The sequence below is a fragment of the Pseudoalteromonas sp. 2CM28B genome, assembly GCF_023161935.1.
In genome coordinates this window covers 66,328-91,307 of the sequence record NZ_JALNTH010000025.1, presented here as the reverse complement: position 1 = coordinate 91,307, position 24,980 = coordinate 66,328, and the positions used below count along the sequence as shown (strand labels likewise).

17 protein-coding genes and 1 pseudogene are annotated in these 24,980 nt (G+C 43.3%); 4 read left to right on the top strand and 14 right to left on the bottom strand.

Annotated elements, in window-relative coordinates; translation table 11 throughout:
• Nucleotides 1-87: 87 nt before the first annotated feature.
• The 5 genes from MTN96_RS25200 to MTN96_RS25180 form a co-directional block, all read right to left on the bottom strand.
• Nucleotides 88-4,392, bottom strand: coding sequence for an alpha-1,6-glucosidase domain-containing protein (locus tag MTN96_RS25200; RefSeq protein WP_248533042.1), 4,305 nt, complete (start codon nt 4,390-4,392; stop codon nt 88-90).
• Between the two features lie 22 nt (nt 4,393-4,414).
• Nucleotides 4,415-7,288 carry a TonB-dependent receptor gene (locus MTN96_RS25195; protein ID WP_248533040.1) on the bottom strand — a complete coding sequence of 958 codons (2,874 nt, stop codon included), beginning with the start codon at nt 7,286-7,288 and terminating at the stop codon, nt 4,415-4,417.
• A gap of 166 nt (nt 7,289-7,454) precedes the next feature.
• Nucleotides 7,455-8,072 carry a LysE family translocator gene (locus MTN96_RS25190; protein ID WP_248533038.1) on the bottom strand — a complete coding sequence of 206 codons (618 nt, stop codon included), beginning with the start codon at nt 8,070-8,072 and terminating at the stop codon, nt 7,455-7,457.
• The gene (locus MTN96_RS25185) at nt 8,073-8,255 is read right to left on the bottom strand and encodes a hypothetical protein (RefSeq protein ID WP_126008475.1); all 183 of its coding nucleotides are present in this window, start codon (nt 8,253-8,255) and stop codon (nt 8,073-8,075) included. It abuts the gene before it with no gap.
• Nucleotides 8,256-8,272: 17 nt separating this feature from the next.
• Nucleotides 8,273-8,671: a DUF3224 domain-containing protein gene (locus MTN96_RS25180; protein ID WP_248533036.1), complete on the bottom strand. Its 399-nt coding sequence runs from the start codon at nt 8,669-8,671 to the stop codon at nt 8,273-8,275.
• Between the two features lie 91 nt (nt 8,672-8,762).
• Here MTN96_RS25180 and MTN96_RS25175 point away from each other — a divergent pair, with 91 nt between their 5' ends.
• The gene (locus MTN96_RS25175; RefSeq protein ID WP_121638102.1) at nt 8,763-10,541 is read left to right on the top strand and encodes an ABC transporter transmembrane domain-containing protein; all 1,779 of its coding nucleotides are present in this window, start codon (nt 8,763-8,765) and stop codon (nt 10,539-10,541) included.
• On the opposite strand, the gene MTN96_RS25170 is transcribed toward MTN96_RS25175, so the two are convergent.
• Nucleotides 10,538-11,170: an OmpA family protein gene (locus MTN96_RS25170; RefSeq protein ID WP_004587548.1), complete on the bottom strand. Its 633-nt coding sequence runs from the start codon at nt 11,168-11,170 to the stop codon at nt 10,538-10,540. The two genes, MTN96_RS25175 and MTN96_RS25170, sit on opposite strands and share 4 nt — an antisense overlap.
• Nucleotides 11,171-11,385: 215 nt before the next feature.
• Here MTN96_RS25170 and chrA point away from each other — a divergent pair.
• A pseudogene (gene chrA / locus MTN96_RS25165) lies at nt 11,386-12,541 on the top strand (chromate efflux transporter).
• On the opposite strand, the gene MTN96_RS25160 reads toward chrA, so the two are convergent.
• From MTN96_RS25160 to speA, 4 genes are all read right to left on the bottom strand, one after another.
• On the bottom strand, nt 12,501-13,757 hold the full coding sequence (locus MTN96_RS25160; protein WP_029773670.1) for a mechanosensitive ion channel family protein: 1,257 nt from the start codon (nt 13,755-13,757) through the stop codon (nt 12,501-12,503). The pseudogene chrA and the gene MTN96_RS25160 overlap by 41 nt on opposite strands.
• The gene (locus MTN96_RS25155; RefSeq protein ID WP_248533034.1) at nt 13,754-14,674 is read right to left on the bottom strand and encodes an acetyltransferase; all 921 of its coding nucleotides are present in this window, start codon (nt 14,672-14,674) and stop codon (nt 13,754-13,756) included. The genes MTN96_RS25160 and MTN96_RS25155 overlap by 4 nt, the downstream gene beginning before the upstream one ends.
• A gap of 28 nt (nt 14,675-14,702) precedes the next feature.
• Nucleotides 14,703-15,581 (bottom strand): acyltransferase, encoded by an 879-nt coding sequence (locus MTN96_RS25150; RefSeq protein ID WP_064384605.1) that lies wholly within the window; start codon nt 15,579-15,581, stop codon nt 14,703-14,705.
• A 64-nt stretch (nt 15,582-15,645) separates the two neighbouring features.
• The gene (speA, locus tag MTN96_RS25145) at nt 15,646-17,526 is read right to left on the bottom strand and encodes a biosynthetic arginine decarboxylase (RefSeq protein WP_248533032.1); all 1,881 of its coding nucleotides are present in this window, start codon (nt 17,524-17,526) and stop codon (nt 15,646-15,648) included.
• Nucleotides 17,527-17,723: 197 nt separating this feature from the next.
• Here speA and speE point away from each other — a divergent pair, with 197 nt between their 5' ends.
• Nucleotides 17,724-18,587, top strand: coding sequence for a polyamine aminopropyltransferase (speE, locus tag MTN96_RS25140; RefSeq protein WP_054983340.1), 864 nt, complete (start codon nt 17,724-17,726; stop codon nt 18,585-18,587).
• Between the two features lie 54 nt (nt 18,588-18,641).
• On the opposite strand, the gene MTN96_RS25135 is transcribed toward speE, so the two are convergent.
• A complete protein-coding gene (locus MTN96_RS25135) occupies nt 18,642-19,868 on the bottom strand; it encodes a hypothetical protein (protein WP_248533030.1) in 1,227 nt (408 codons plus the stop codon).
• Entirely contained in the window at nt 19,858-20,481 is a 624-nt protein-coding gene (locus tag MTN96_RS25130; RefSeq protein WP_248533027.1) for a methylamine utilization protein, read from the bottom strand. The genes MTN96_RS25135 and MTN96_RS25130 overlap by 11 nt, the downstream gene beginning before the upstream one ends.
• A 159-nt stretch (nt 20,482-20,640) precedes the next feature.
• Between MTN96_RS25130 and MTN96_RS25125 the strand changes: the two genes are divergently transcribed.
• Nucleotides 20,641-22,683, top strand: a complete 2,043-nt coding sequence (locus MTN96_RS25125) for a glycoside hydrolase family 97 protein (RefSeq protein WP_248533025.1) — start codon at nt 20,641-20,643, stop codon at nt 22,681-22,683.
• 45 nt (nt 22,684-22,728) lie between these two features.
• Here the strand turns inward: MTN96_RS25125 and envZ are convergent, their stop codons facing one another.
• Nucleotides 22,729-24,045, bottom strand: coding sequence for a two-component system sensor histidine kinase EnvZ (envZ, locus tag MTN96_RS25120; protein ID WP_248533023.1), 1,317 nt, complete (start codon nt 24,043-24,045; stop codon nt 22,729-22,731).
• A gap of 5 nt (nt 24,046-24,050) precedes the next feature.
• Nucleotides 24,051-24,770: a two-component system response regulator OmpR gene (gene ompR / locus MTN96_RS25115; protein WP_004587537.1), complete on the bottom strand. Its 720-nt coding sequence runs from the start codon at nt 24,768-24,770 to the stop codon at nt 24,051-24,053.
• Between the last annotated feature and the right edge of the window lie 210 nt (nt 24,771-24,980).

Below are 24,980 nucleotides of genomic sequence, written 5' to 3'. Positions count from 1 at the left end.
CCCCCCTTTTTGTTGGGTATTAATTAGGCATTAAAAAAGCCGAGCATACAGGGCTATGCTCGGCTTAGGTTTGGGAAAATATAACTGCTACTGCTTATTAATAAGTATGCTTACATTTTCTCTATCTGGGCCTATTACATTAAACGTGTAGGTACCTTGTTCGGTAATATTCAGTGCTATATTGGCGCCTACCGCTTCAAGTGGTGTTAGTTCATCAATTACCACTACCGGCGTATCGCCTGCTCCACCGTAATCCACTGTGCTCCAATCTTCAGACGCTACTTTAAATTCGTAGTCACCCACCTCTAATTCAATAGAAGCAGAGTAAATTGCATCACCCTCGTACATAAGTGGGTTATCAGTACTCCAGTCATTTAAGCTGCCGCGAATAAATACCGGTGTTTGTGCAAACATTTCGCCGTTGAGCACTTTTAGCGATACGTTATTTAAATCACTGGCGTCAAATATAAACTGGTATTCACCTTGCTCGGCAATGTCTATGGTCATATTCGCGCCCGCAACCGACAACTGCTCAGCGGTGCCAACCATTACACTGGCATCACCCTCAGCCGAGCCATAATCAACCGTGCTCCAATCTTCTGACGCTACTTTAAATTCATAGCTTGCAGCGCTCAGTGTTTTAGTAAAGGTGTAAATGCCTTTACCTTTATAACTTAGCTCATCGGTTACTCCCCAATCATTAAGCGTACCGCGCACATAAATAGCGGTGCCTACAAATGGCTCTTCGTTGTATAAAGTAAGCGTTGGATTTTCAGGGTTTGAAGCATCAAGCGAAAATACATAGGTTGCATCAATAGCAGCGCTAAAGGTCATGTTTGCACCTGAGCGCGTTAATGGCTCACTTTGATTTTCAACTACCTCTTTATCAGCGTCAGTAAGCGCACCAAAATCAACCGTAGACCAATCTTCTGAGGCAATTTTAAATTCGTAATCGCCAGCGCTTAGTGCAATTGCTATACGGTATTCTCCCTCGCCAATATATTCAAATGCATCGCGTGTGCCCCAGTCGTTTAAAGTTCCGCGCACAAACACAGCGGTGCTGCCATAAGGTACTACATCAGGCGCGCCTACGGTCGCATTTGCACTTAAACCAGTACCTTGGCTCTCACCTTGGGTTTTAGTAAAAACAGTTAATGTGTAAGGCGGCACAGTAAATGTGCCTTCGTTATCGCCTTGGGCAAAATTGGCGCTGGCCATGCTTGCATCAACACTGTTTTTTAATACGTCGTGTAATTCAAAACCCGCCGCGGTGGCAATAGTATGGCTAAGGGTTTGCTCGGTTGCGTTAATCATCACTACAAGCGCATCAAATGCAGGGTCTAAGTCTGTTAATCCTTCGCCATCATCAATGCTCATTACAATTAAGCCATGTTGCTGCGCTTTACCTACGTTATGAAAACCCACTCGCTCAATGACATCTTGCTCTGTGGTTAATCTAAATAGTGGGCTGCTGCTACGTATTTGTAAAAACTCGTTAAATACATCACCTGCATAGGCTATGTCTTGCGGCATTGCCTGTGCATCTGGATTAGCAGATATAGGCATAATTTCAGACCATTTTTCTTGGTTCTTCTCTGCGTTTGGTAAACCAATGTTCCAGTTATTATTCTCTTTGGTTAAATCAACAGCATTAAACCAATCATCGGCATTATAGCTATCACGATCCATTGACTTAGAACGCAGTAAATCAGCGCCTAATTGCATAAATGGAATGCCTTGGCTCATAAGTGGAATAGACAATGCCATGTTGTGCGCGCGCACACGTTGCTCAATACTCATGCTTGATGCATGTTTGTATTGCAACTGATCCCACAGTGTTTCGTTATCGTGTTTTGATACGTAATGAATGCTATCTGCTGGGTCTAGTGCATACGCCGTTGGCTGAGTATTCCAAGTAAAGCTATTACCTTTAGATGAATTACCTTTAAAGTCTTTTAGAATGTAATTTTGTAAGTTGCCCGCCAGCGATAACCGTAACGTGTCTTGTTCGGCTAGGTTGCCATCTGTCGGGTTATTGCTAAACATTGCACCACCACGCACGGCTTCACGAATACGGTCGTTAAATGTACCCACCTCTGAGCCCGCCATATCAGCCTGTTTAGCTTGTGTGAATAAACGATTGTTAGCTACTTCACCAAAATCCCAGCCTTCACCGTAAAAATAGTTATCAGGGTCAACTGCCTGCACGGCTTCACGCGCAGCTAATATTGATGATTTAGGCATATGCCCCATTACATCAAATCTAAAACTGTCGTAGCCAAATTCACGCGCTAAAATAACCAATGAATCAGTAACAAACTTATCCATCATTACATGCTCTGTAGCTGTATTTTCACAACACGTTGAGCGCTCTATTTCACCACTGACTTCGTTATAGCGATGATAGTAACCCGGTACTAGCTTATCAAATACCGACTTGTCCCAAATACCCGACGACGTTGTATGGTTATAAACCACATCCAGTACAACACGAAGTCCTACTTCTTGCAGTGATTGCACCATAGCGCGGGTTTCTTTAACGCGGGCAATGCCCTCTGGGCTTGAGGCATACGAGCCTTCAGGCGCTATAAAGTAATGCGGATCGTAACCCCAGTTAAAGCCGTCTAAATCACGCATCGCACTGGCTAATGCTTGTGCATCGTCTGAGCCAGGGAGGTAACTTTGCATAATATCGACAATCGTGCTGTTTTTATCTTCGATTTTACATGCATCAGCTTCATCGTTAATACGCTCACATAATTTACCTAAGGTGTCTGTAATTTCCACACGCTGCGAGGCATCCTCTTCAATAGTGCCAATATCAGTCACTGGCAGTAAATGAAAGTGTGTTAAGCCTTTATCTGCTAATTGCTTAAGGTGCTGCATTGGCACGCTTTCAAGCTCAGTGAATGCAAGGTATTTACCGCGGTTTGCTTCGCTTACTGACTGATCACGCACACTAAAATCACGTACATGGCCTTCATAAATAACCGCATCTTCTGGGTTAATAATAGTAGGCACGATACGCTCATCCCAGCCTTCTGGTTTAGTGTCATCATCGGCTAAATTAATCAGCTGGCTGTATAAACCATTGGTAGATACATTGAGTGAGTAAGGGTCTGTACTCCAAAGCGACTCTATTTGCTGAGTCAGTGGGTGGTAAACATCAAAATTAAAGCGGTAGTAGTGGCGGTCGTATTGCATATCTAAACTTGCTTGCCAAATACCTGTCTGTGTATTTAATGTCATTGGTATAGAGTGCACTTGTGTTTTTGCATCATCAAACACGTTTAGCACCATGTTATTAGCAGTGGGTGCCCACACAGTTACATCAATCGCGTTATTGCCATAAGTTACGCCAAGTACAGCTTCGTTAGCGTCGTCTTCGCCTTGTGTGTAAAGGGCATCGAGTGCTTTAGCGGTTTGCACATAGCTTGCTTCTAGCAGCTTACCTTCACTATCGTAACCGGCAATAACAAGCTGCGATTTTATAAGCGCTTTAGCCGTGTTTGTATCCCAACTTCCTTCGTATGCGTTCCAAGTGGTTAAATGCGGTACTTTTGCCGCTTGCTCATCAGTTAAACTGCTTGATTGCAGCGTAACAGTATCGCCGTTTAAACCAGTATCAATATCCACTTCAAGCTCAGCCGTAGCTGATGAATGCAACTTAATTAGGCTTGTAAGCTCGTTACTTGGTTTATACAAAATAGTATTTAAATCAATCCAATGCGCTGAAGCACCTGTTATAGCAACTGCGCGTTCGCCCAAACTTAAAATAGGGTATTCAAACACCGAAGGCTCACCATGAATGGTAAAGTTCATACGTTGAAAGGTTTCATCGTCTTGCATCAGCGGCATGGTTAAATCCACATCACCAAACGCTTTACCTGACCCTTCTGTACCAATATGAATAATAAAATTGGCACATTCGTTATAACCCTCTTTTAGGTTAATTATCCAGTACGCACCATAGTTAGGGTCAATACCATCGTACTCGTGGCCGTTAGCCCAATCGCTCGTGTCAAACGGAGGTGCGTAAGCATCACACACATCGTTATTCCACGAATGTAATCGGTAACCTTCGTAGTTATCGTCGGCTAAACGGTTATAAAATAAAACTGCCTCACCTTCACCAGCAAATACAATAGGATCAGGCAATGTTGGGTCGGCGCCCACTACACAGCTTTCGTTTTTATCATCCGGTACAGTAGGCGCTGCACACGTTATAGGCTCAGGGTCCACACATTGCGAGCCTGCTTCGTTTGGTACTTGTGGCACATTACAGGTTAAAAGCTGCTGCCCCGACTCAACTTCATCTGTCCCACCACATCCTGCTAATATCATTAACCCTAAGGCTATTAGCAAATATTTAGACATTGTTATAATTTTCATTTTTAAACGCTCCGTTTGCTAATTAATGACTGTATGTAAAACCAAGGTAGAACTGACGACCAAAGTACTGAGTCGTCCCTGTTCGTTGCTCTGAGCCAAAGTAACTTTGGGTTGGTTCATCGGTTAAGTTATTAACTTGCAAAAGCATTGTTAGCGAGTCGCTAAAGCGATAAGAGGTTTGAAAGTCGACTACGGTTTCGGCATCAAAATTAACTACTTGCTCGTTAATGGCAACCTGCTCCGATACAAATTCATCGCGGTAACGCACATTAAGGCGGGTTTCAAAATCATCCATTGAGTAAAACACCGTGGCATTAAGCACGTTATTAGAGAGCCCAGGTAAAGATTGCGCTAATGTATCGCCCCCTAAACTGGTAATCGATTCAATTTCACTTTCGGTGTATGAGTAACTTGCGTTAGCGCCTAAGCCATTAAATGGCGAAGGTAAAAAGGTAAACACTTGCGTATACGCAAGCTCTAGCCCTCTAATGTAGCCACCTTCACCGTTATTAACTGCCGTGGTGTAAATACCGTTAGTTGTGGCAACTTGCTCGCTACTGACAGGGTCTTCTATAAAGTCAGGTACATTAAAGCCATTGCCTTTAAAGTCGAAGTTTTCGATTGATAAGATTTCAACAAACGAGTCTATATTTTTATAAAATAACGCCGCAGCAACAGTGCCGTTACCTTCTTCAAAATAATATTCGTAAGATAAGTCGTACTGGTCAGCATAAAAGGGTTTTAAAAATGGGTTGTTATTACTTGAACCGTTAATAACACCATCGTCACTTACGTTTGCGCTGGCATCGCCCGCTAAACGGTTAATTGGTGCACGCGACATGACTTTAGCCGCAGCAAAACGAACTAGCGAGTTGTCGTTAAGTTGCAGGTTTAAATTTAATGATGGTAAGTAGTCGGTGTATTTAGTGCCTAATACATTAGGCGCGTATAAGTCATTAACAATGCCGTTCTCATCAACAATATTTTGCGCACCTAAGCGCGCATCGCCTGCTACGTTCTCTAGTACCGTTGCTGATTGGTCGGTTTCAATACGGCGCACCCCCACATTACCTGATAGGTCAAGGCCGGCAATTTGCGTGTTAATGTTTACCATCACATACGCGGCTAGCACATCTTCAAACACCGAGCCGCTTTGTAACACTGACCACGAATAGTTAGTTGTGTAACCTTGCGCGTCGTCTACGCCATCGGCATTACCCCATGTTTGAACAGGCTCTGGCGTACCATCTGGAAACCATGCGTTAAGTGCTTTGTCTAAATCAATGGCTAAATACGACGGGAAGTAACTAAACTCGCCCTGCCAATCAGCCACTGACGCCATATCGTCGGTTAAACGTAAAGGGGGTTGCGTTGCTGAAAACGCCCCGTCGTTACCGTACTCAAATACCGAGCGTTTACGGCTGTACTCTCTATCTGAGTAGCGCGCACCAAACTCTACTGAGCTAAATATGTCGCTTTCTAGCTCGTATTTAAAGTCGAGCCTAAATGCGGTTACTTCATCTTCTGTTTGATCTGGGTAAATACCATATTTACTGACCATTACACGGTCTATATCACTAAAGGCGGCCGCCTGATTAAACCCAACGTCAGGTAAATTTAAGCCATTTAATTGATAGTTAATTGCTACGTTGTTATCAAATACTGGCGTTTCCGCATTGGCATCTTCTGCTACTAAGCTCCACAGTAAGCCATTTCTAAAATTGCTTTTTGCGCGAGAAAGCGACACATCGGCATTTACGCTTAGTCTCTCGGTTACCTGCCAATCGGCATTCACGCCAAAGCTGTCTACTTCGTCAAAGTCTTGGTTGTCGTCGTTCACTATTTCAACACGGGTATAGCTTTGCGAAGTGCGGTTAACCGCTGCGCCTATTACGGCATTACCATCAAGCTGAGCGTTAGCATATGCAGCTGTTGGCCCGCCTAATTTAACCCTCAGGCCGCGAGCAAATGACTCTTTATCAAAGCGCGATAAAAACGCATCACCTTTTAATTTAAAATTATCTACAGGCGCCCACTCTATAGCTGCTAAGTAACCATTACGGGTTTCTTCGCCGCCTAAATGCTGTAGCTCAAAACCTTCGCTAATGTATTCGTTCTCAGGGTTAGCTAAAGGGCCATTGGTATCGTTAGCTGCGCCATCAACGTCTTTTGTGTCGTTATACGCAAGGCCAATAAACTGCGTTGCTACACTTGGCTGAAACAAACGCGCATAGCCCAGCGCTACGCCTAATGTGTCGTCTAGGTATTTGCCTTGATACGAAAAACTAATTCGGTCGCCAAATTCAGTGGCATCCGATACCTCTGAGGCGCGGTCGTTATACATACCACGCACATTAGCTACAAATTTATGCGTTTGATCATTATTAAGTGGGCTGGCGGTTTCAAGCTCTACCGTACCGGCCACGCCACCTTCAATAAGCGATGCCTTTGGCGATTTGTATACCGCCGCAGAGCTAATTAATTCTGACGGATATTGGTCAAACTCAATACTGCGGCTGCCACTTGTAGATACTTGCTCGCGGCCATTAAGTGTTGAAAATACAAACCCGCCCGACAGCCCGCGTATATTAATTTGCGCCGCTTGCCCACCCGTTCGCACCGCTGAAATACCAGGTAATCGTGTAAGTGCATCGGCCATTGAAATATCAGGCAGTGCCCCTAAATCATCGGCAGAAATTTGCTCTGACACCGTATCGCTAAAACGCTTTTGATTTAAAGATTGAATTAAACTGCGGCTAAAGCCTCGCACTTCAATAATTTCTAAATCTTCAGCTTGTGTGCTGGGTGATTGATTTGTTGAGCCTTCGTTTGCAGCCAATGCACTATTAGCGGCAAATAAAGCCAGCATAAGTGCACTTAGTTTAAACTTGTCCATGTGTGTGAACCTTTGAGTTATTGTTGTCAGGTGTTGCTGTGTTGTTTAAAACACAACCAGCAAATTGTAACTAAAAGGTAAAATTAATGTGATGAATACGTATGCAGGGCATGAGGGTTAGGCTGCAGGGGCATATAGGCACGCGCCCCTGCATCGGGAACGCGATTTAAAGGCTTAGCACCACTTTTATCGCAAGGGCAATAAATACGACCCCCAGTATTTTATCAAGCCACGGACTTTGCTTGGTAAAGCCAAAGCGATTTTTTGAAACCTCTGTCAGCAACGCCACCAGCAAATACCAGCCGGTATCAATTACAAACACGGTTAAACACATAATTATACCCACACTTAAAGTAAGTAGCTGAGGGTCAATAAACTGCGAGAACAAGGCTAAAAAGAAAATAGCGAGCTTAGGGTTCAAAAAGGCAATAGCAAAGCCATCTTGTAAAGCTTGGCCAGCACTTACTTCACTTTCTTGTACTTCAAGTTCGTTATTGCTGGGTTTTGCTAGCAATATTTTTATACCTAAATACGCCAAATAAGCTGCGCCTAAATACACCAGTATTTGATAAACAGTCGGAAACTGCATCATTAAAGCGCCTAGCCCTAATAACGATGCACCTGCGTATAACCCAACACCAGTACCATGGCTGAGCGCGGCAAGCATTCCGTTTTTCATACTGCCGTTAAGTGAGTGCTTTAAAACCACCGCTAAACTTGGCCCTGGCGACATTGCCCCCATCATACAAATAGCCGCTAGGCTTAACCATACTGTAAATGTCATTTAAAGCTCGTCAGTTTCAATAAGTAATGTATAACCGTGCACTTGGCCATAAAAACCTGTCAATGGCACTGCGTTTATTACTTTCCAGCCATCTTGATTTAATTCCTGTATGCGGTCATTCAGGGCGGCTATATCTACGCCACCCAAAAAACGAGTCTTTCTAAATTCGATTACTTTTTGCATTTTAATCCTTGTGTAACTTATAACGTGTATTCAAAATCGTAGTGGTGAATCCCTTGCTCAATACGTATTTTCATACTGCCCGTTAATCCTTCTAGCTCATGAGTGCCTGAATCGGGAATTACGTTTAAAATTAGGCTATCTTGGCCTTTATCCATAGTACCAAAATGCTGCAATACAAAGCTGCCTTTTTTGCCTTCAAGCTCGCCTATTACTTGCTCTATAGCAACATAACCGGCACTGCCTTGCGTGGGTGTCATGGCGCTTAGCATTTCGCCTTGGCTGGTGGCATTTAAGCTACCTTTAAAAGTTTTATCTATCGACATACGCCCTAAATTAACGCCGTTTTGGCCGCTTGCGTAGCCTTCTATTGGGGCCAGGTTTACATTAAATTCTCCACTTACGGTTGCAGTAATCATAACGTTTCCTTATTGATGCTAATGTTTAAAAGTATTGATTTTTATTATCTTAGTGCCATATCTATACCTTAACCTTTAAAAAGAATCCACTATGTCAAAAACAAGCCCTAAGCCCGAAAAAGCCGCTTTTAGTAGTTTATTACCTATTTTTGCGTTTATTAAACCGTATAAATGGATGGTAGTGGCGGCACTTGGCGCCCTTTTAGTCACCGCTGGTGTTAACTTATCATTGGGTCAAGGGGTTAAGTTTGTCATAGATCATGGCTTTATTGCTGGCTCCCAAGCGCAGCTACAACAAGCTGTATTAGTGCTTATTGGTTTAATTAGTTTATTGGCCGTGGGCACCTTTAGCCGCTTTTATTTAATGTCGTGGATTGGCGAACGAGTTAGTAACGATATTCGCAAAGCGGTGTTTAATCGCATTGTTACCTTGCACCCAAGTTACTTTGAAGAAAACCGCAGTGGCGAGCTTATGTCGCGTTTAACAACCGACACCACCTTGCTGCAATCGATTATTGGCTCTTCCTTTTCTATGGCGCTGCGCAGTGCATTAATGTTAGTGGGTGGCTTGGTAATGCTGTTAGTGACTAACTTAAAGCTTACGCTCGTAGTGGTTGCGTGTGTGCCGCTAGTATTAGTGCCGATGATGGTATTTGGCAAAAAGGTTCGCAAACTTGCAAGTTCTAGCCAAGATGCAATAGCCGATATAAGCACCTATGCCGGCGAGATCATTCAAAATATTAAAGTAGTACAAAGCTATAGCCACGAACAGCGTGAGCAACACGCCTTTGCACTTGAAACCGAAAAAGCCTTTAACGTTGCCAAAAGCCGTATTAAACAGCGCTCTTTTTTAATTGCTGCGGTAATATTTTTAACCTTTAGTGCGATTAGCGTAATGCTCTGGGTAGGCGGTAGTGATGTACTGGCAGGCACCATGACAGGTGGCGAGCTAGGTGCATTTGTGTTTTACGCCATTATGGTGGCCATGTCGGTGGCTACCGTAGCCGAGGTTTACGGCGAGCTACAACGAGCTGCTGGGGCGGCAGCGCGCCTACTTGAATTACTGGCCGTTAAAAGTGAAATAGAAAACCCTGTCACTCCACAAGACGAAAAGCTATTAATAAAGACTGACAGCCCCGCCATTGCACTTGAAAATATTAGCTTTAACTACCCATCTCGCCCCGATGTAAGCGCACTTAACAAAATAAGTTTAACAATAGAGCAAGGTAAAACAGTGGCTATTGTAGGCCCCTCTGGCGCAGGTAAAACGACGTTATTTGAATTACTACAGCGCTTTTACGACCCTGCTCTCGGCGCGATTAAATTTCATGATGTAAATATTAAAGACATATCGCTTACCACCCTGAGGGACAAAATGGGCATGGTGGCACAAAACCCTATTTTATTTAGCTCAGACGTAATGCATAACATTCGTTACGGCAACCCAAACGCCACTGACGAGCAAGTATATGCGGCCGCAAAACATGCTCATGCCGATGAATTTATTAAGCAATTACCGCAAGGTTATAACAGCTTTTTAGGTGAGCAAGGCGTAAGACTCTCGGGTGGGCAAAAGCAGCGTATTGTATTGGCACGCGCTATTTTAAAAGACCCAGAAATACTGCTTTTAGATGAAGCCACCAGTGCACTCGATGCGCAAAGTGAGCACCACGTACAAGCCGCGCTTGAGCATTTAATGCAAAATAGAACAACGTTAATTATTGCCCATAGGCTGGCAACGGTTAAACATGCCGATGTGATTGTAGTAATGGAAAATGGGGAAATAAAAGCAACTGGGAGCCACCAGCAATTGCTAGCAAGCTCCCCTTTGTATCAGCGTCTTTGTGAATTGCAGTTCAACAAAAACTAACCTTCTGTGTTTGGCACTATTTGAATTTCTACACGGCGGTTTTGAGCTCGGCCATTAGCGCTATCGTTAGTGGCTATTGGGCGAGTTTCGCCGTAGCCTGTAGTGCTAATACGTGCAGCCATAATTTGCTGGTTCACTAAGTAGTTTTTAACGCTTTGCGCACGCTCGCGCGATAGGTTCATATTGTAGCTGTCTTTACCTGTGCTATCTGTGTGGCCTTCCACACTTAGGTAGGTTTTTTCGTATTTGTTCATTACTTTAGCAATGGCGTTTAGGGTATCGTTAAAACCTGATGAAATATAAGATTGGTCTGTCGCAAAGGTAATATTAGATGGCATAACTAAACGTAAGTTATCGCCCTCACGTACAACTTCAACCCCTGAGCCTGCTAGTTCATCACGAAACGCTTCTTCTTGCTTATCCATGTAATCACCTACAGCAGCACCGGCTAGTGCGCCAATAGCAGCACCAATAAAGATGCGCTTGTCTTTATGATTACCCGTTGCTTTACCTAATACGCCACCTGCGGCTGCACCGATTGCGGCGCCTTTGCCTGTGTTGTTCATTTCGCAACCACTTAGTAATACAGCTACTACGGTTACGCTTAAAAGTGATTTAGTTAAAGTCATGTGATGTCCTATTCATTAAGAATTATAAGGCAAGTATGCAAATACATGTATGAACAAACTATGAAGAGCATGTTAAAAGCAGTTCGCTTTATACCAATCCTCTTAATTAAGTGGATTGGTATTATTTGTAGATTACGAATTAATGTATGCATTTAATAAAAGTGTCATACTCCTTTGTGACAATTTAATGAACTTTAAAAAAGGATATAAGCTCAATGTTAGTCGCTATTTTTAGAGAGTTTTTTTTACTTGGCTGCATGAGTTTTGGTGGCCCTGCTGCCCATTTAGGCTATTTTAAACGCCACTTTGTAGACACACTAAACTGGTTAAGCGATACCCGCTACGCGCAGCTTATTAGTTTAAGCCAAGCGCTGCCCGGGCCTGGTTCAAGCCAAGTGGGCTTTGCAATTGGTGTTGAGCGCGCGGGAGTTATTGGTGGCATTACCGCATTTATAGCCTTTACCTTACCGTCTTTTTTAATCATGTTGTTATTAGCGGTAAGCGCGCATCAGTTTGATGCTGTTTACTTTGCTATTATTGCGGGCTTAAAACTGTTTGCGGTTGTTATTGTGGCCGATGCAACACTCACTATGGCAAAAAGCTTTTGTACCAGCGCTGCGCTCAAGCTTATCGCAGTAATGAGTACCTTGGCTTTATTACTATTTCCTTTACTTGGCACGCAAATAGCTATTTTATTGAGTGCCGCTGCTATAGGCGCAATTTGGCCTCTGTTACAACTCAACACCCATACTGATCCTAAAGCAGATACTAAAAGCGCGTTTAGGTGGCTCCCTTTAGGCTTATTTGTATTACTACTCGCTATTAGCTTTATACCTTTAGGTGATGACCTTGCTTTGTTTGCTCCTTTTTACCAAGCGGGCGCTATGGTGTTTGGGGGCGGGCACGTGGTATTGCCTGTATTGCAAGCTGGCGTACCAGCGCTAAGTAACGATCAATTTTTAAGTGCGTATGCCAGTGCTCAAGCTATCCCTGGCCCCATGTTTACAATAGCTACTTACTTAGGCGCGCAACTCACTTCAGAGCAACCCTTAATAGGGGGCCATAGCTGCAACCCTACTTATTTTTACACCGGGTTTTTTATTAATGCTGGCGTTTCAAAAAAGCTGGTTAAACCTGGCAAGTAAACCTCGCTTTGCAAGCTCTATTGCGGCGCTTAACGCTGCCGTAGTTGGCTTTTTAGCGGCGGCTTTGTACTCACCTATTTGGACATCAGCCGTTCACAACCTATGGCAGGTTGCATTGGTTATTGCTGCTTTTGCATGGCTAAGAATGAAAAAGCCACCTATTTGGTGGCTATTAGCTTTATTTATTAGTGTGGGCCTTGTTCAGCACTATTTGCCATTACTTTAAAGGTCGGCTTATCGGTTTGCTGTGCATTAGGCGGGCTTAATTGCCCGCTAACACTTTGATACGCTCTAAGGCCAAATACTGGCAACACTGCCAATAAGTGATCCATAATTTCAGCTTGTAAATGCTCGTAAGATATCCAGCGTTTGTCTTCACTAAAGCAATAAAACTCAATCGGTAAACCGTGGTTCATTGGTTGTAGCTCACGCACCATGAGCGTCAGTGAGGTATTTATTCTGTTATGCTGCTTTAAATAGCCCTCGGCGTAGCGGCGAAACAAGCCTAAGTTAGAGACCGGATCAGGCAACGAGGCAACACGTATATATTCGTGCAGTGGTATAGCTGCATCTATTTGTTTTCTAAATTCGTCACTTACTAAGCATATGCTGTGCATATCAATATTAAGCGAGCGCTTAATACGTCGCCCGCCAGACTCTTGCATTCCTCGCCAGTTTTTGAACGACCCTGCTACCAGCATATAAGTAGGAATAGTCGTAATGGTGTTATCCCAGTTACGCACTTTTACGGTGTTTAGCCCTAAGTCTATTACTTCACCGTCGGCGCCGTAGTTTTCTACTTGAATCCAATCGCCGTAAGTAACTAATCGGTTTGCCGCAATTTGAATACTGGCTACAAAGCCTAAAATAGTGTCTTTAAAAACCAATAAAGTAACAGCGGCTATCGCACCAAAACCCGACAAAATATAGGTAGGCGATTTTTCAAGCACAATGCTGACTATTAAAATTGCACACACAATAAAGGTGATCAGCTTAACAACTTGTAATAAGCCCTGAATTGGCACTTCGCGGGCAAAATCTAGCTGGTTATAAATAGCGCCGGCAATGCTTACAATGCTGCTAAAAATAAAGCCTACATGAATAATTAATATACCTTGGCCAATGGTTTTTAGTATTTCTGCACTGAGCTCATTAACAGGGTAAACGCTGTCGAAGGTTGCTAAAAAAAGCACGCTACATAGCATACCGGCTATACGCTTATTAAGTTTTGTGAGCAACGGAGAAAGTAACCCTATGCGCTCTGGAGATAACTTAGTCACCACTTTTTGAATGCCTGGCAGCATTAATCGGCGTGTAAATAAATACACCACTAACAACGAAAACACACCAATAGAGGCTGCAGTAATTGCACTTAAAAAATCTGCGTCGGGTACTTTTTCAAACCAAGGAGCGATTAGCTCCTGCAGGTGGGTATTGGTCATAGTGTTTCTATTTCCTTACAAATGGGTGGCTCAGGTAAATCGTGTTGGGCATAAATGCTGGCTAGTTGCGCGTCTTTAGCAACCCATAGCTCATTAACGTACTTTTGAAAGTGGCTTCTAAATGCTTTGTCGTGTTGGTAACTACCTAACATTTTCTGGTTTATAGCAACCACGTCAATAGAAACATAAATCGAATCAAGCTCGCCCTTTAAAATATTACGACAAACATGGCTTGTGTTGCCGCTGTACAGCACACTGGTATTTAGCATGGCGTCAAATTGCTCGCCAAGTACCTCAAGTGCAAAGGCAATGCCGCCCGCTTTGGGCTTGAGTAAATGTTTAAACGGGCTTTGCTGGCTTGCATGCTTTGCGTGCGTGTAGCGGGTGCCTTCAACAAAATTAATTATGGTGGTGGGGTTATTCCTAAAATTACGACAGCTTTGCTTGGTACGCTCAACATCTAGCCCTTTAAGCTTGGGGTTTTTAGCAAGCTGCGCTTTAGTTACGCGCTTCATAAAAGGCATGCCCATAGCCCATGCGCCAGAGCCAATAAATGGCACATACTTTAATTCGTCTTTTAAAAAAAACTTTGGTGCTGGTAATACATTAATTGAGCTAAGCACCACAATATCTAACCAGCTCATGTGGTTACAAATTAGTAAGTACCAACTTTTTGAATTTACATCGCCGTTTATGTTTACTTTTATGTTGGCGCAGCCCAGCCACAAGCCAAACCGATTGCCATTACACCAGCCTCGGTACACGCTATGCAGTATGGTGTTAATTATAGAAAAAGGCAGGACAAGCTTTATTAACCCTAGCAGTAATACTAAGGTGCCAAAAATGATTACATTTGAAAAAATCACGCAGCCTACAATTAAGCCGCTGAGCCAATTTGGTAACCACTTTTTTAGCATAATTGTAAGCCCATTTTTTATTACCTTATTATTTATGGTTTTGTTCGAGCTGCAAAAGCGTGTGCTCTTTTTCTTCCCATAAACGGTTTAATTCACTTTGAAAGCCGACTCTAAACTCAGAGTCGCCAGTGTAATCACCAATCAACTCCTCGCTTACTGGGCGAATGTCTACATGCACATTAATTTGCTTCACTTTGCCGCCGGCAAAGTCCATAAACGTAGGGATGCCATCGGGGTAATGAATGGTCACATTAACCACTTTAGAGATTTGCTCACCCATGGCTTGCATTACAAATGCGATCCCGCCTGCTTTTGGCTTTAATAAATGCGGAAAAGGGCTATTTTGGCGAGCATGTTTTTGCGTAGTAAAACGTGTACCTTCTACAAAGTTAACAATGCTTACTGGCATTTCTTTAAATTTTTCGCAGGCTTTGCGGGTTGTTTCTATGTCTTTGCCACGTAGCTTTGGGTTCTTTTTTAGCTGTGCTTTACTGGTACGGGTCATAAATGGAAAGTCGAGCGCCCACCAGCACACACCTAAAATTGGCACGTAAATAAGCTCTTTTTTTAAAAAAAAGTTTAAAAAAGGTATTTTTCGATTAAATACACGCTGCAGCACTAATATATCTACCCAGCTTTGATGATTAGCAATTACTAAGTACCAGTCTTTTAATTTGGTTTCTTCAAGGCCGGTAACGTTAATTTTTGTTGGCGTGAATAAGCGTTGGTTAATGCTATTAACCGACACCCAAATAGTGGCACACTGTTTAGCAACCCAGCTTAAAAGCTTTTGCATAGGCTTGATAGGGATTAATTTTAATAGCCCACAAACAAAAATAGGCACAAACCAAATAAGTGTGTTGATTGTATAAAGCATAATACTTAATACACTGCGGATTACTGACATTTATTTACTTTCCTTTAAACAATGCGCGCCAAACAGCGACGCTTTTAATTCTGAGAGTGTACGGTTAATCTTCGAAGTAAGTATAACCTTCAAGCCCGGCATTAAGCTCGGCTAAATACCCTGCTTTACACTGCTCAGACACTGCTAGCTTGTTGACCAATAATTCAAAGTTTTGTGCCAAAATGGCGCTATCATAGTCAACAAACTTTAATACATCCTTAACGCTATCACCTTTAATAGCATTGGTTAATACATAACCGTCGTCGTTAAGCTCTACATGCACTGAGTCGGTGTCGCCAAATAAGTTATGTAAATCACCTAAAATTTCTTGGTAAGCCCCTACCATAAACATGGCTATATGGTATTGCTCGCCATGTTGGTACTCAGGTATAGGTAAACTGGTTTCTATGCCCGCGCCTTCTACGTACTCACGAATTTGCCCATCTGAGTCACAGGTAATATCTTGAATAATAGCGCGTTGGGTAAGCGGTTTATCTAAATTCTCAATTGGCATAACCGGAAACAACTGCTCAATGCCCCATACATCAGGTAACGACTGAAACAGTGAAAAATTAACAAATAGCTTATCGGCTAGCTTTTCGTGTAAATCGTCAAGTACCTCACGGTGCGCACGCGCGTTATTGCTAAGTGATGCGCGTACTCGGTGCAAAATAGTAAAGTATAATTGCTCTATTTTCGCCCACTCTAGCATGCTTACTAACCCATGCACGTATTGGTCGTGCGCTTCGCTAAATAAGTGCATCGCATCGTGGTATATCTCTAGCGCCATACGCGGGTTTAAACGCTGTAAACACTGCCACATTTCATCAAGCACTAACGCACTATTTTGAAGTGGTGGCTCAGGGTTTGGATGATTTGGCGCTTTTTCTACGTCTATTACATCGGTAATTAACACCGCGTGGTGCGCTGTTAAAGCACGCCCTGATTCGGTGATAATGGCTGGGTGCGTAAGTTGATGTTGGTCGCACACCTCAGCAAAAGCATTAACCACATTACGTGCGTATTCTTCAACGGTGTAGTTCATCGAGCAAGCACTGCGTGAGCCTGAGCCTTCGTAATCTACCCCTAAGCCACCGCCTACATCAACTGTATTAAGCGGCACTCCTAGCTGGGTAAGTTCAGCAAAGTGGCGCGCGCATTCACGCAGGGCGCGGTGTATGTCGCGTATATTGGCAATTTGAGAGCCAATATGAAAATGCACCATTTGCATTAAATGTAATTTATTATGCTTTTTAAGCACCTCAACAGCACTAAGTACTTGGCCTGCGGTTAAGCCAAATTTGCCTTTTTCGCCGCCGGTATTTTGCCACTTACCTTTGCCTACTGAGTTTAAGCGAATACGTATACCAATGGCAGGCTCTATGCCTAGGTTATCTATTTCTTCAAGTAAGGTTGTCAGCTCTGAGAGTTTTTCGACGACTATTTTAACGCTGTGTCCCATGGCTTGACCAATACAGGCTAAACGTAAAAATTCACTGTCTTTATAGCCATTGCACACAATAGTAATGGGTTTATCGGCTACCCCTAAAATTGCCATAAGCTCAGGCTTTGAACCGGCCTCTAGGCCAACTAAACCACTTGGGTGCGCCAATAGTTTACTGACCACCGAGCGCTGCTGATTTACTTTTATAGGGTATACACACGTGTACTTGCCTTGGTACTCGCGGCTGCTGCGCGCTAAGGTAAATGCATGGGTGAGTGTATCTACTCTATTTTTTAAAATATCGGTAAAGCGCACCAACACCGGCAATGTCAAACCTTGCTGCTTAAATTGCTCTGTGAGCTGCGTTAAAGAAATCGCATTTTTAGATTGGTCACCATCTGGGTAGGCAACCAGCTCGCCTTGTGCGTTAATATCAAAATAGCCATCGCTCCAATGAGCAACATTATATGTAGCGCGTGCTGTTTCTAAACCCCAAGTCATGGCAACTCTTCTTTAATCAATTAGCTATAAAGGCGCATTTTAATACGTCACTACCCCCTACGCTAACAAAAATTGAACTTTAACTCGATACTGGCTAACTTTATTGGCAAAGCAGTTAAAATTTCATTGAGCAAAACGCGAAGCACTGGCAGAATTGCCCCTTTTTCATACTCAACTTAAAAAGTGTAAAAGCAACTATGGCAAATTTAGATCAAAGTAAGTGGTTTACAGAAATTAGCGACCGCGATGGCAGCGCATTTTCATTACGTATCAACAAAAAGTTGGATGAAAAACAGTCTCCTTTTCAAAAGGTAGAAATGTTCGAAACCACAGACTTTGGTAATTTAATGATCATCGATGGCTGTACTATGGTAACTACCCGCGAAAACTTTTTTTACCATGAGATGATTAGCCACCCTGCACTTTTAGCGCACCCAAATCCTAAAAACGTGGTAATTATTGGCGGCGGCGATTGCGGTACATTACGTGAAGTTTTAAAACACCCAGGTGTAGAAACCGTAACGCAAATAGATATAGACGAAGTAGTCACGCAAATGTCGTTAAAATACTTCCCAGAGCTTTGTGAGTCTAACAACGATGCACGCGCAACTGTTATGTTTGATGATGGTATAAAATACATGCGTGACGCTGCGGGCGAGTCTATTGATGTTGTTATTGTTGATGGTACAGACCCTGTAGGCCCAGGCGAGGGATTATTTAACCACGCGTTTTACACTAGCTGCTTAAATGCATTACGCCCTGGTGGTATTTTAGTGCAGCAAAGCGAATCGCCATTAATGCATATGCCACTGCTAGTAGAAATGCGCGAGGCCATGCTAAGTGTGGGCTTTAACGACTTGCAAACACTGCCATTTCCACAGCCAATTTACCCAAGCGGTTTATGGTCAGTAACGCTTGCTCGTAAATCACAAGCATTTAATGGCTTTAGAGAAGCCGATGCCGAGCAAGTTGCACAGCAAAGCGAATACTACAACAGCGGTATTCATCACGGCGCACTTGCTACACCAAACTTTATGAAACGCGCATTTGATAAAAAATAATTCACACTTTTTTTGAAACTAAAAGGGAGCTTTAAAAGCTCCCTTTTTTGTACTTTAAAAACGCCATTGAGCGTTTAGCATAATTTGCTGCTGCGATATTCGCTGAGCAAACCCACTACCCGGCCTATTTTGTACAAAGCTATGCAGCGCCGAGCCTTCAACACCTATTTGTAGCGTATCGGTTAATTGGTAACGCCACGTAGCTGTTAAGCCTTCGCCATGGCTGGCGTTAGGGTCAAATGCGGTGGTATCATCGTCATCTACTTTAAAATAATCATACCTAAGCGATAACCTATGCTTACCTGCTTTATGGCTGAGCATTAAATAATGGCTATAAAAACGGTTATAAATAAGCTTATTAGCCCCCATTTCGGTTTTACCATCGAGTAGCTGGGCAATCAAACGGGTTTTACCTGTAAATTTATATAACCACGCTAAACTGCTAAAGCGAGTATGCCAAGCATACTGCCCTGTTGTGCGATTAAAAATGCTGGGATCGGCGTTATTATCGTAATAATAAAACCTAAACTGCGAGCGTTTTAAATAATCCCAATGCACACCGGCATAGTAGCCAAAGCGGCCATCTACTTCTTCAAAAGGCAGTACTTGGTTAGCTTGCCAACGTAATTCGTCACTATTTAATGCCGCAATAGGTGCAAATTGTACACTTTCGTTAAATGTTGTTTGCCTGTCGTGCAGCGCAAACCCGCGCCACGAAAGCAACGTCCCTGTTGGGTCGTTCCCTTTATAAATAGCAGCGCTCACACTAAAACTATGCTTAGAATTAAAACGTTTACCTGGGCGCTTAATGCTAAGCTCACCACCTATGGTGCGAAGCTCTTCGCCAAGCCAACTGTTTATGGCCGAATTAGTATAATTGTAAGGCGAGGTCCAGCCTATATCGGGGTTTTCTAGCGACATACTAGGATAAAACCCACCAAGTTTTACATGCCATTTATAACGGCTGTTTACTAACGGCTGATACTGGAAATACGCTTGGCTTAAACCTAATGTGGTTTTCGGCTCTTGATTAGCATTAACAACGGCATGTGCGCTCCAGGCGCTACTTAAATCGGCCTTAAAGTCTATAATTCCTTGCGATAACAAAATGCTATCACTGCTATCTCCATGGCGATATAAACCAATACCGCCATCTTGAAAGCTTTGTGTATCATCGCTTGCAACCGCACGTACCTGAATAAGCCCTTTAACTTGCGAAAAAGCCGGTAGGCTCATAAAAAGTAGGCCAAGTAATACTGTATTTTTGCGCTTAATAGTCATCAAATTCATCCGTAGCAAAGTCTATTTGCTCGGCTATGGTCTGCTTTACGGTGTAGTGTATAGGTGAATCGCTTACATTAACGCTGTGGGTTTCTACGTTGCTTATATCGCTAAAGCCAGAATGCCATACACTCATGCTGTATTGCCCATTAGGGGCAGTTAAATTAACCCTACCGTTGTCGTCGGTAATTGCAAAAACGGTGCTATCAACCACCACAATATAGCCCAGCATCCAGTCATGAATATTACAGCCAAGCTCAACCACCCCAGTTTGATCAAACGTTATGGGGGCTTTAGGTTGCTCTTTGTAAAGTTTCAACTCAAAGGTTTTAGCTTTAGAAAACGAATAAACGTGGTGCATGATAGAGTCGGCATTAGGAAACTCTACCTTTGCATTTTGCGGAACAACTAACGTACGCGGCGTAAACTCGCGGTTTTGTTGACTCATTGCGTAGGTTTTACTTGCTTGATTGCCGGCCTGAATTGATGCCCCGCTTAGCCACACTACCGCATTTGCTAAAGGCTGATTATTGGCATTTTTTATAGTTATTGTTGTTGCTGCTGCGCAAGTACTCATACATAGCAGTAACACACTTAGTAAGGGTTTTATCATGGGGCTAATCGCTATTATCAATTTGTTTACATTATAGACCGATTAAACCGTTAAATTCTTTCTATTTTTTAAAACATTGAATACGTATGTATACAGTCGTATTAACAACTCACTGCCATTATCCTTAAAGGTCACCACCGACTCATCAAAGGACACACAATGAGAACATCCGCACTTTTACTACTGGCGTTTGCTGGCAATAGCTTTGCACAAACCGCTGTAGTTGAATCACCAAACTCACAAATAAAAGTGACTATTTCAGATGAAAATAGCACACCCAGCTACGCTATTAGCTTTAAAAACAAACCAGCTATAAACGCATCGCGCCTGGGTTTTGAATTTAAAACCCAAGCCGCATTTAGGGATGGTTTTAAAATTACCCATGTTAAGCAGCAAAGCGTAAATACCCAGTGGCAACAACCTTGGGGCGAGCGACAAACGGTTACTGATAAACACAACGAAGTTGCGGTTACGTTTACAAAAAACGAGCCTAACGCTGCAACCTACACAGTGCGCTTTAGAGCTTTTGATAGTGGCGTTGGGTTTAGATACGAAGTACCAAAACAAGCAGGCTTTGAGCAAACACACATTACCAAAGAGCTCACCGAATTTGCCATTAACAATAACAACAATGCCACCGCCTGGTGGATCCCCGCTCGCGGCTGGAACCGATACGAATACGTTTACAACACCACCGCATTAAATGACGTCCCCCTTGCACACACGCCGTTTACCTTAAAAACCAATGACGGTACCCATATAAGCATTCATGAAGCAGCCTTAGTTGATTACGCAGGCATGGTGCTTAATCAACGCCGCCCAGGCACTTTTAATGCCGATTTAACACCGTGGTCAGACGGCATTGCCGTTAAAAAACAAGGTGCATTTAATACCCCTTGGCGCACCATTCAAATTGCCGACAGCGCGGTAGGCTTAGTCAATTCAGACATAATATTAAATTTAAACGAGCCTAATAAACTAGGCGATGTGTCGTGGGTAAAACCTGGCAAATACGTGGGTATTTGGTGGGGCATGCATATAAACACACAAACCTGGGGCAGCGGCGAAAAACACGGTGCCACTACACAAACCACTAAGTACTACATGGATTTTGCCGCAGAATATGGCTTTGATGGTGTACTAGTAGAAGGCTGGAACATAGGCTGGGACGGTGACTGGTTTTTTAATGGCGATGTATTTAGTTTTACACAACCCTACGACGACTTTGATATAGCGGCCCTTACTCAATACGGAAAACAAAAAGGCGTGCAGTTAATTGGCCACCACGAAACATCGGGTAATGTAAGTAACTATCGCGACCAAATGGAGGATGCCTTTGCCCTTTACGAAAAATCAAACGTAAGCCAAGTTAAAACGGGCTATGTAGCGGATGGCGGTAACATAAAACGCATAGACGAAAACGGCATTGCCCGTCATGAGTGGCACGACGGCCAATTTATGGTTAACGAGTACCTTTACAACGTAAAGCTGGCTTCTAAACATAAAATTAGTATTAACACCCACGAGCCAATAAAAGACACCGGCCTGCGTCGTACCTACCCAAATTGGATTGCGCGCGAAGGGGCACGCGGCCAAGAGTTTAATGCATGGGGCACGCCGCCCAACCCACCAGAGCACATTCCTATGCTGGCGTTTACCCGAATGCTGGCAGGGCCTATGGACTTTACCCCTGGTATTTTTGATATGGGCTTTAATGGCTTAGGCGATGATACAAACCGCCCACAAACAACGCTTGCCAAGCAGCTTGCACTTTATGTTGTGCTGTATAGCCCGATTCAAATGGCCGCCGACTTACCTAAAAACTATTTAGCCAAGCCTGATGCATTTCAATTTATTCAAGACGTACCAACCGATTGGCAGCAAAGTATTGCGCTTGATGGCGAAGTGGGCGACTTTATTGTTTTTGCCCGTAAAGAGCGCAAACGCGATAAATACTCAGGAAACGATTGGTACTTAGGCGCCGTAACCGACGAAAAAGCCCGATCTATTGAGGTAAAACTCGACTTTTTAGAAAAGGGTAAAAAGTTTGAAGCGCACATATACCAAGACGGTAAAAACGCTGAATGGAAAAACAATCCGTACGATTTAGATATCGAAAAGCGCGTAGTTAGCGCAAATGACAAGCTAACTTTAAAACTAGCAACAAGTGGTGGTACAGCAATCCGCTTTAAAGCACTCTAAGTTTTAGCACTATTAACGTTATGGAAATAGCCAACTCTGCACAGCTTACTGTGCAGAGTTTTGTATTTTTATAGGTAAATAAATTTGTGCACTTAGGCCGCCTTCTGGGCGGTTTTCTAGCTTAACTTTACCATCGTGCATATCAATAATACGCTTAATAATGGCAAGGCCTAAACCACTCCCCTCACTACCACGCGCGGTATCACCTTGTTTAAAAGGCTCAAACACCGATTCTAGTTCGCTTTCTGGTATACCGGGGCCGTTATCGTTTACCGCTATCACAACGTATTTTTTGTTTGAATTAAAGTAGCTTAATACTTCTATATCGCCATCGGAATAACGCAGCGCGTTTTCAATCATGTTAGTAATTACACGCTTAATAGCCACACTACTTAACGGAATAAGCCCCACGCTGGGGTTGCCTTTAAAGGTAATAACGCGTTGCTGTTTAAGCTCACAATTAACCACTTCAGTCACTAGCGCATTTATATCTTCGCAAGCAAGCTCATCTGTTTTGTGGTGGCGTAAATACTCAATAAATTGATCGATAATGCCGTTCATATCTTCAATATCGTAAATAATGCCTTCGCGAAGGTAGTCATCTTCATCGTTCATCATTTCGGTGGCAAGGCGGATACGAGTAAGCGGGGTGCGTAAATCGTGAGAAACACCAGCCATGAGTAAACGGCGGTCGTTTTCAAGAGCGGCTATACCGCGCGACATTTGGTTAAATGCACGGGTAACTTCTATAACTTCACTGGAGCCTTCTTCTTCAAGCTTGCTACTAAAATCGCCCTTACCCACTTTCACGGCTGCTTGCTGCAACGCCTTTAATGGGCGGTTTAAGTGCCGAGCAAATAGCCAGCCGCCTAACACACTTAAAAAACCAATACTTGATAAGTAAAACGTTAAAAATTCAAGGTTATTTTCTTGATACCCGCTAAGCGGTACTTTTACCCAGTAACCAGGTGCTTGCGGCGCTTCTACCCAATAAATCAGCGGGTCGGTTTGACTAATACGCACCCGAGCAGAACCATTTAATTGCTCAGACATACTACGCGACAGCATCGAGTATTCTCGGGTTTGACCCAGCCCTTGGCGCATTGCCTCGCGCTGCGTCATCACTTCTATACCTGTAATTTCAAAAAACTTTTCAGACACTTCGTCGTTGATTTCTACGCCGTCTTCCCAGTCTATAAATACCGTTTTAATTTGCTTAGCGAGCATTAAATTTACTTGCTCTATGGTTGGTTTTACAACGTAAAAGCTCACCGTTACATACGACACTATTTGGTTAATTAGCAGTAAAGCGGCCACTAAAAATACAGTTTGGCCAAACGCACTACGCGGAAAAAATCCCATATAAACTACTTATCACCGTCAGGAACAAACACATAACCCAAACCCCATACAGTTTGAATATAGCGCGGGTTGGCAGCATCTACTTCTATCATGCGGCGCAGTCGCGATACTTGCACATCAATACTGCGCTCAAGCGCACTGTAATCTCGCCCACGGGCAAGGTTCATTAGTTTATCGCGGCTCAGTGGCTCGCGCGGGTGCGATACAAGCGCTTTAAGTACGGCAAATTCACCGCTGGTGAGTGAAATGGTTTTATCGCCCTCGCTCATTTCGCGCGTGGCTAAATTAAGCGTAAATTGACCAAAGGCTATTAAGTTTTCTTCTGCTGCGGGTGCCCCCGGTACTTCTTTGGCGCGGCGGCGTAAAATAGCTTTTATGCGAGCCAGTAATTCGCGCGGGTTAAACGGTTTCGGGATGTAGTCGTCTGCGCCTAGTTCAAGGCCTATAATACGGTCGACCTCATCGCCTTTTGCTGTCAGCATCACAATAGGGATTTCGTTTTCTTTTTGGCGTAGCCGACGGCAAATAGATAAACCATCTTCGCCTGGTAGCATTAGATCAAGCACCATTAAGTGAAAGTTCTCTCGCTCAATAAGTCTATCCATTTGCTCTGAGTTTGCGGCGGTTCTAACAATAAAGCCTTGCTCTACTAAATAACGCTCTAGTAAGCTGCGCAGGCGCATATCGTCATCTACAACTAATACTTTTGTGGTTTCGTGTCCCATTGCGTGTTTCTTATTTTTATTTCCAATTAATAGTTAATATAAATGAAAAACTTAATAATCAAAATCTAATTGCGCGCTTAGATTGTTACTGAACATTTCAAAGTTGTATTATTAGGGCGTGTTGACCTTTGCGGATTGAAATTTGTTCAATCTAGGGGCGATTAAATTGCGGCGCGAGCTTTGTAACCTAGTGGGCTAAGTAAAAACCGA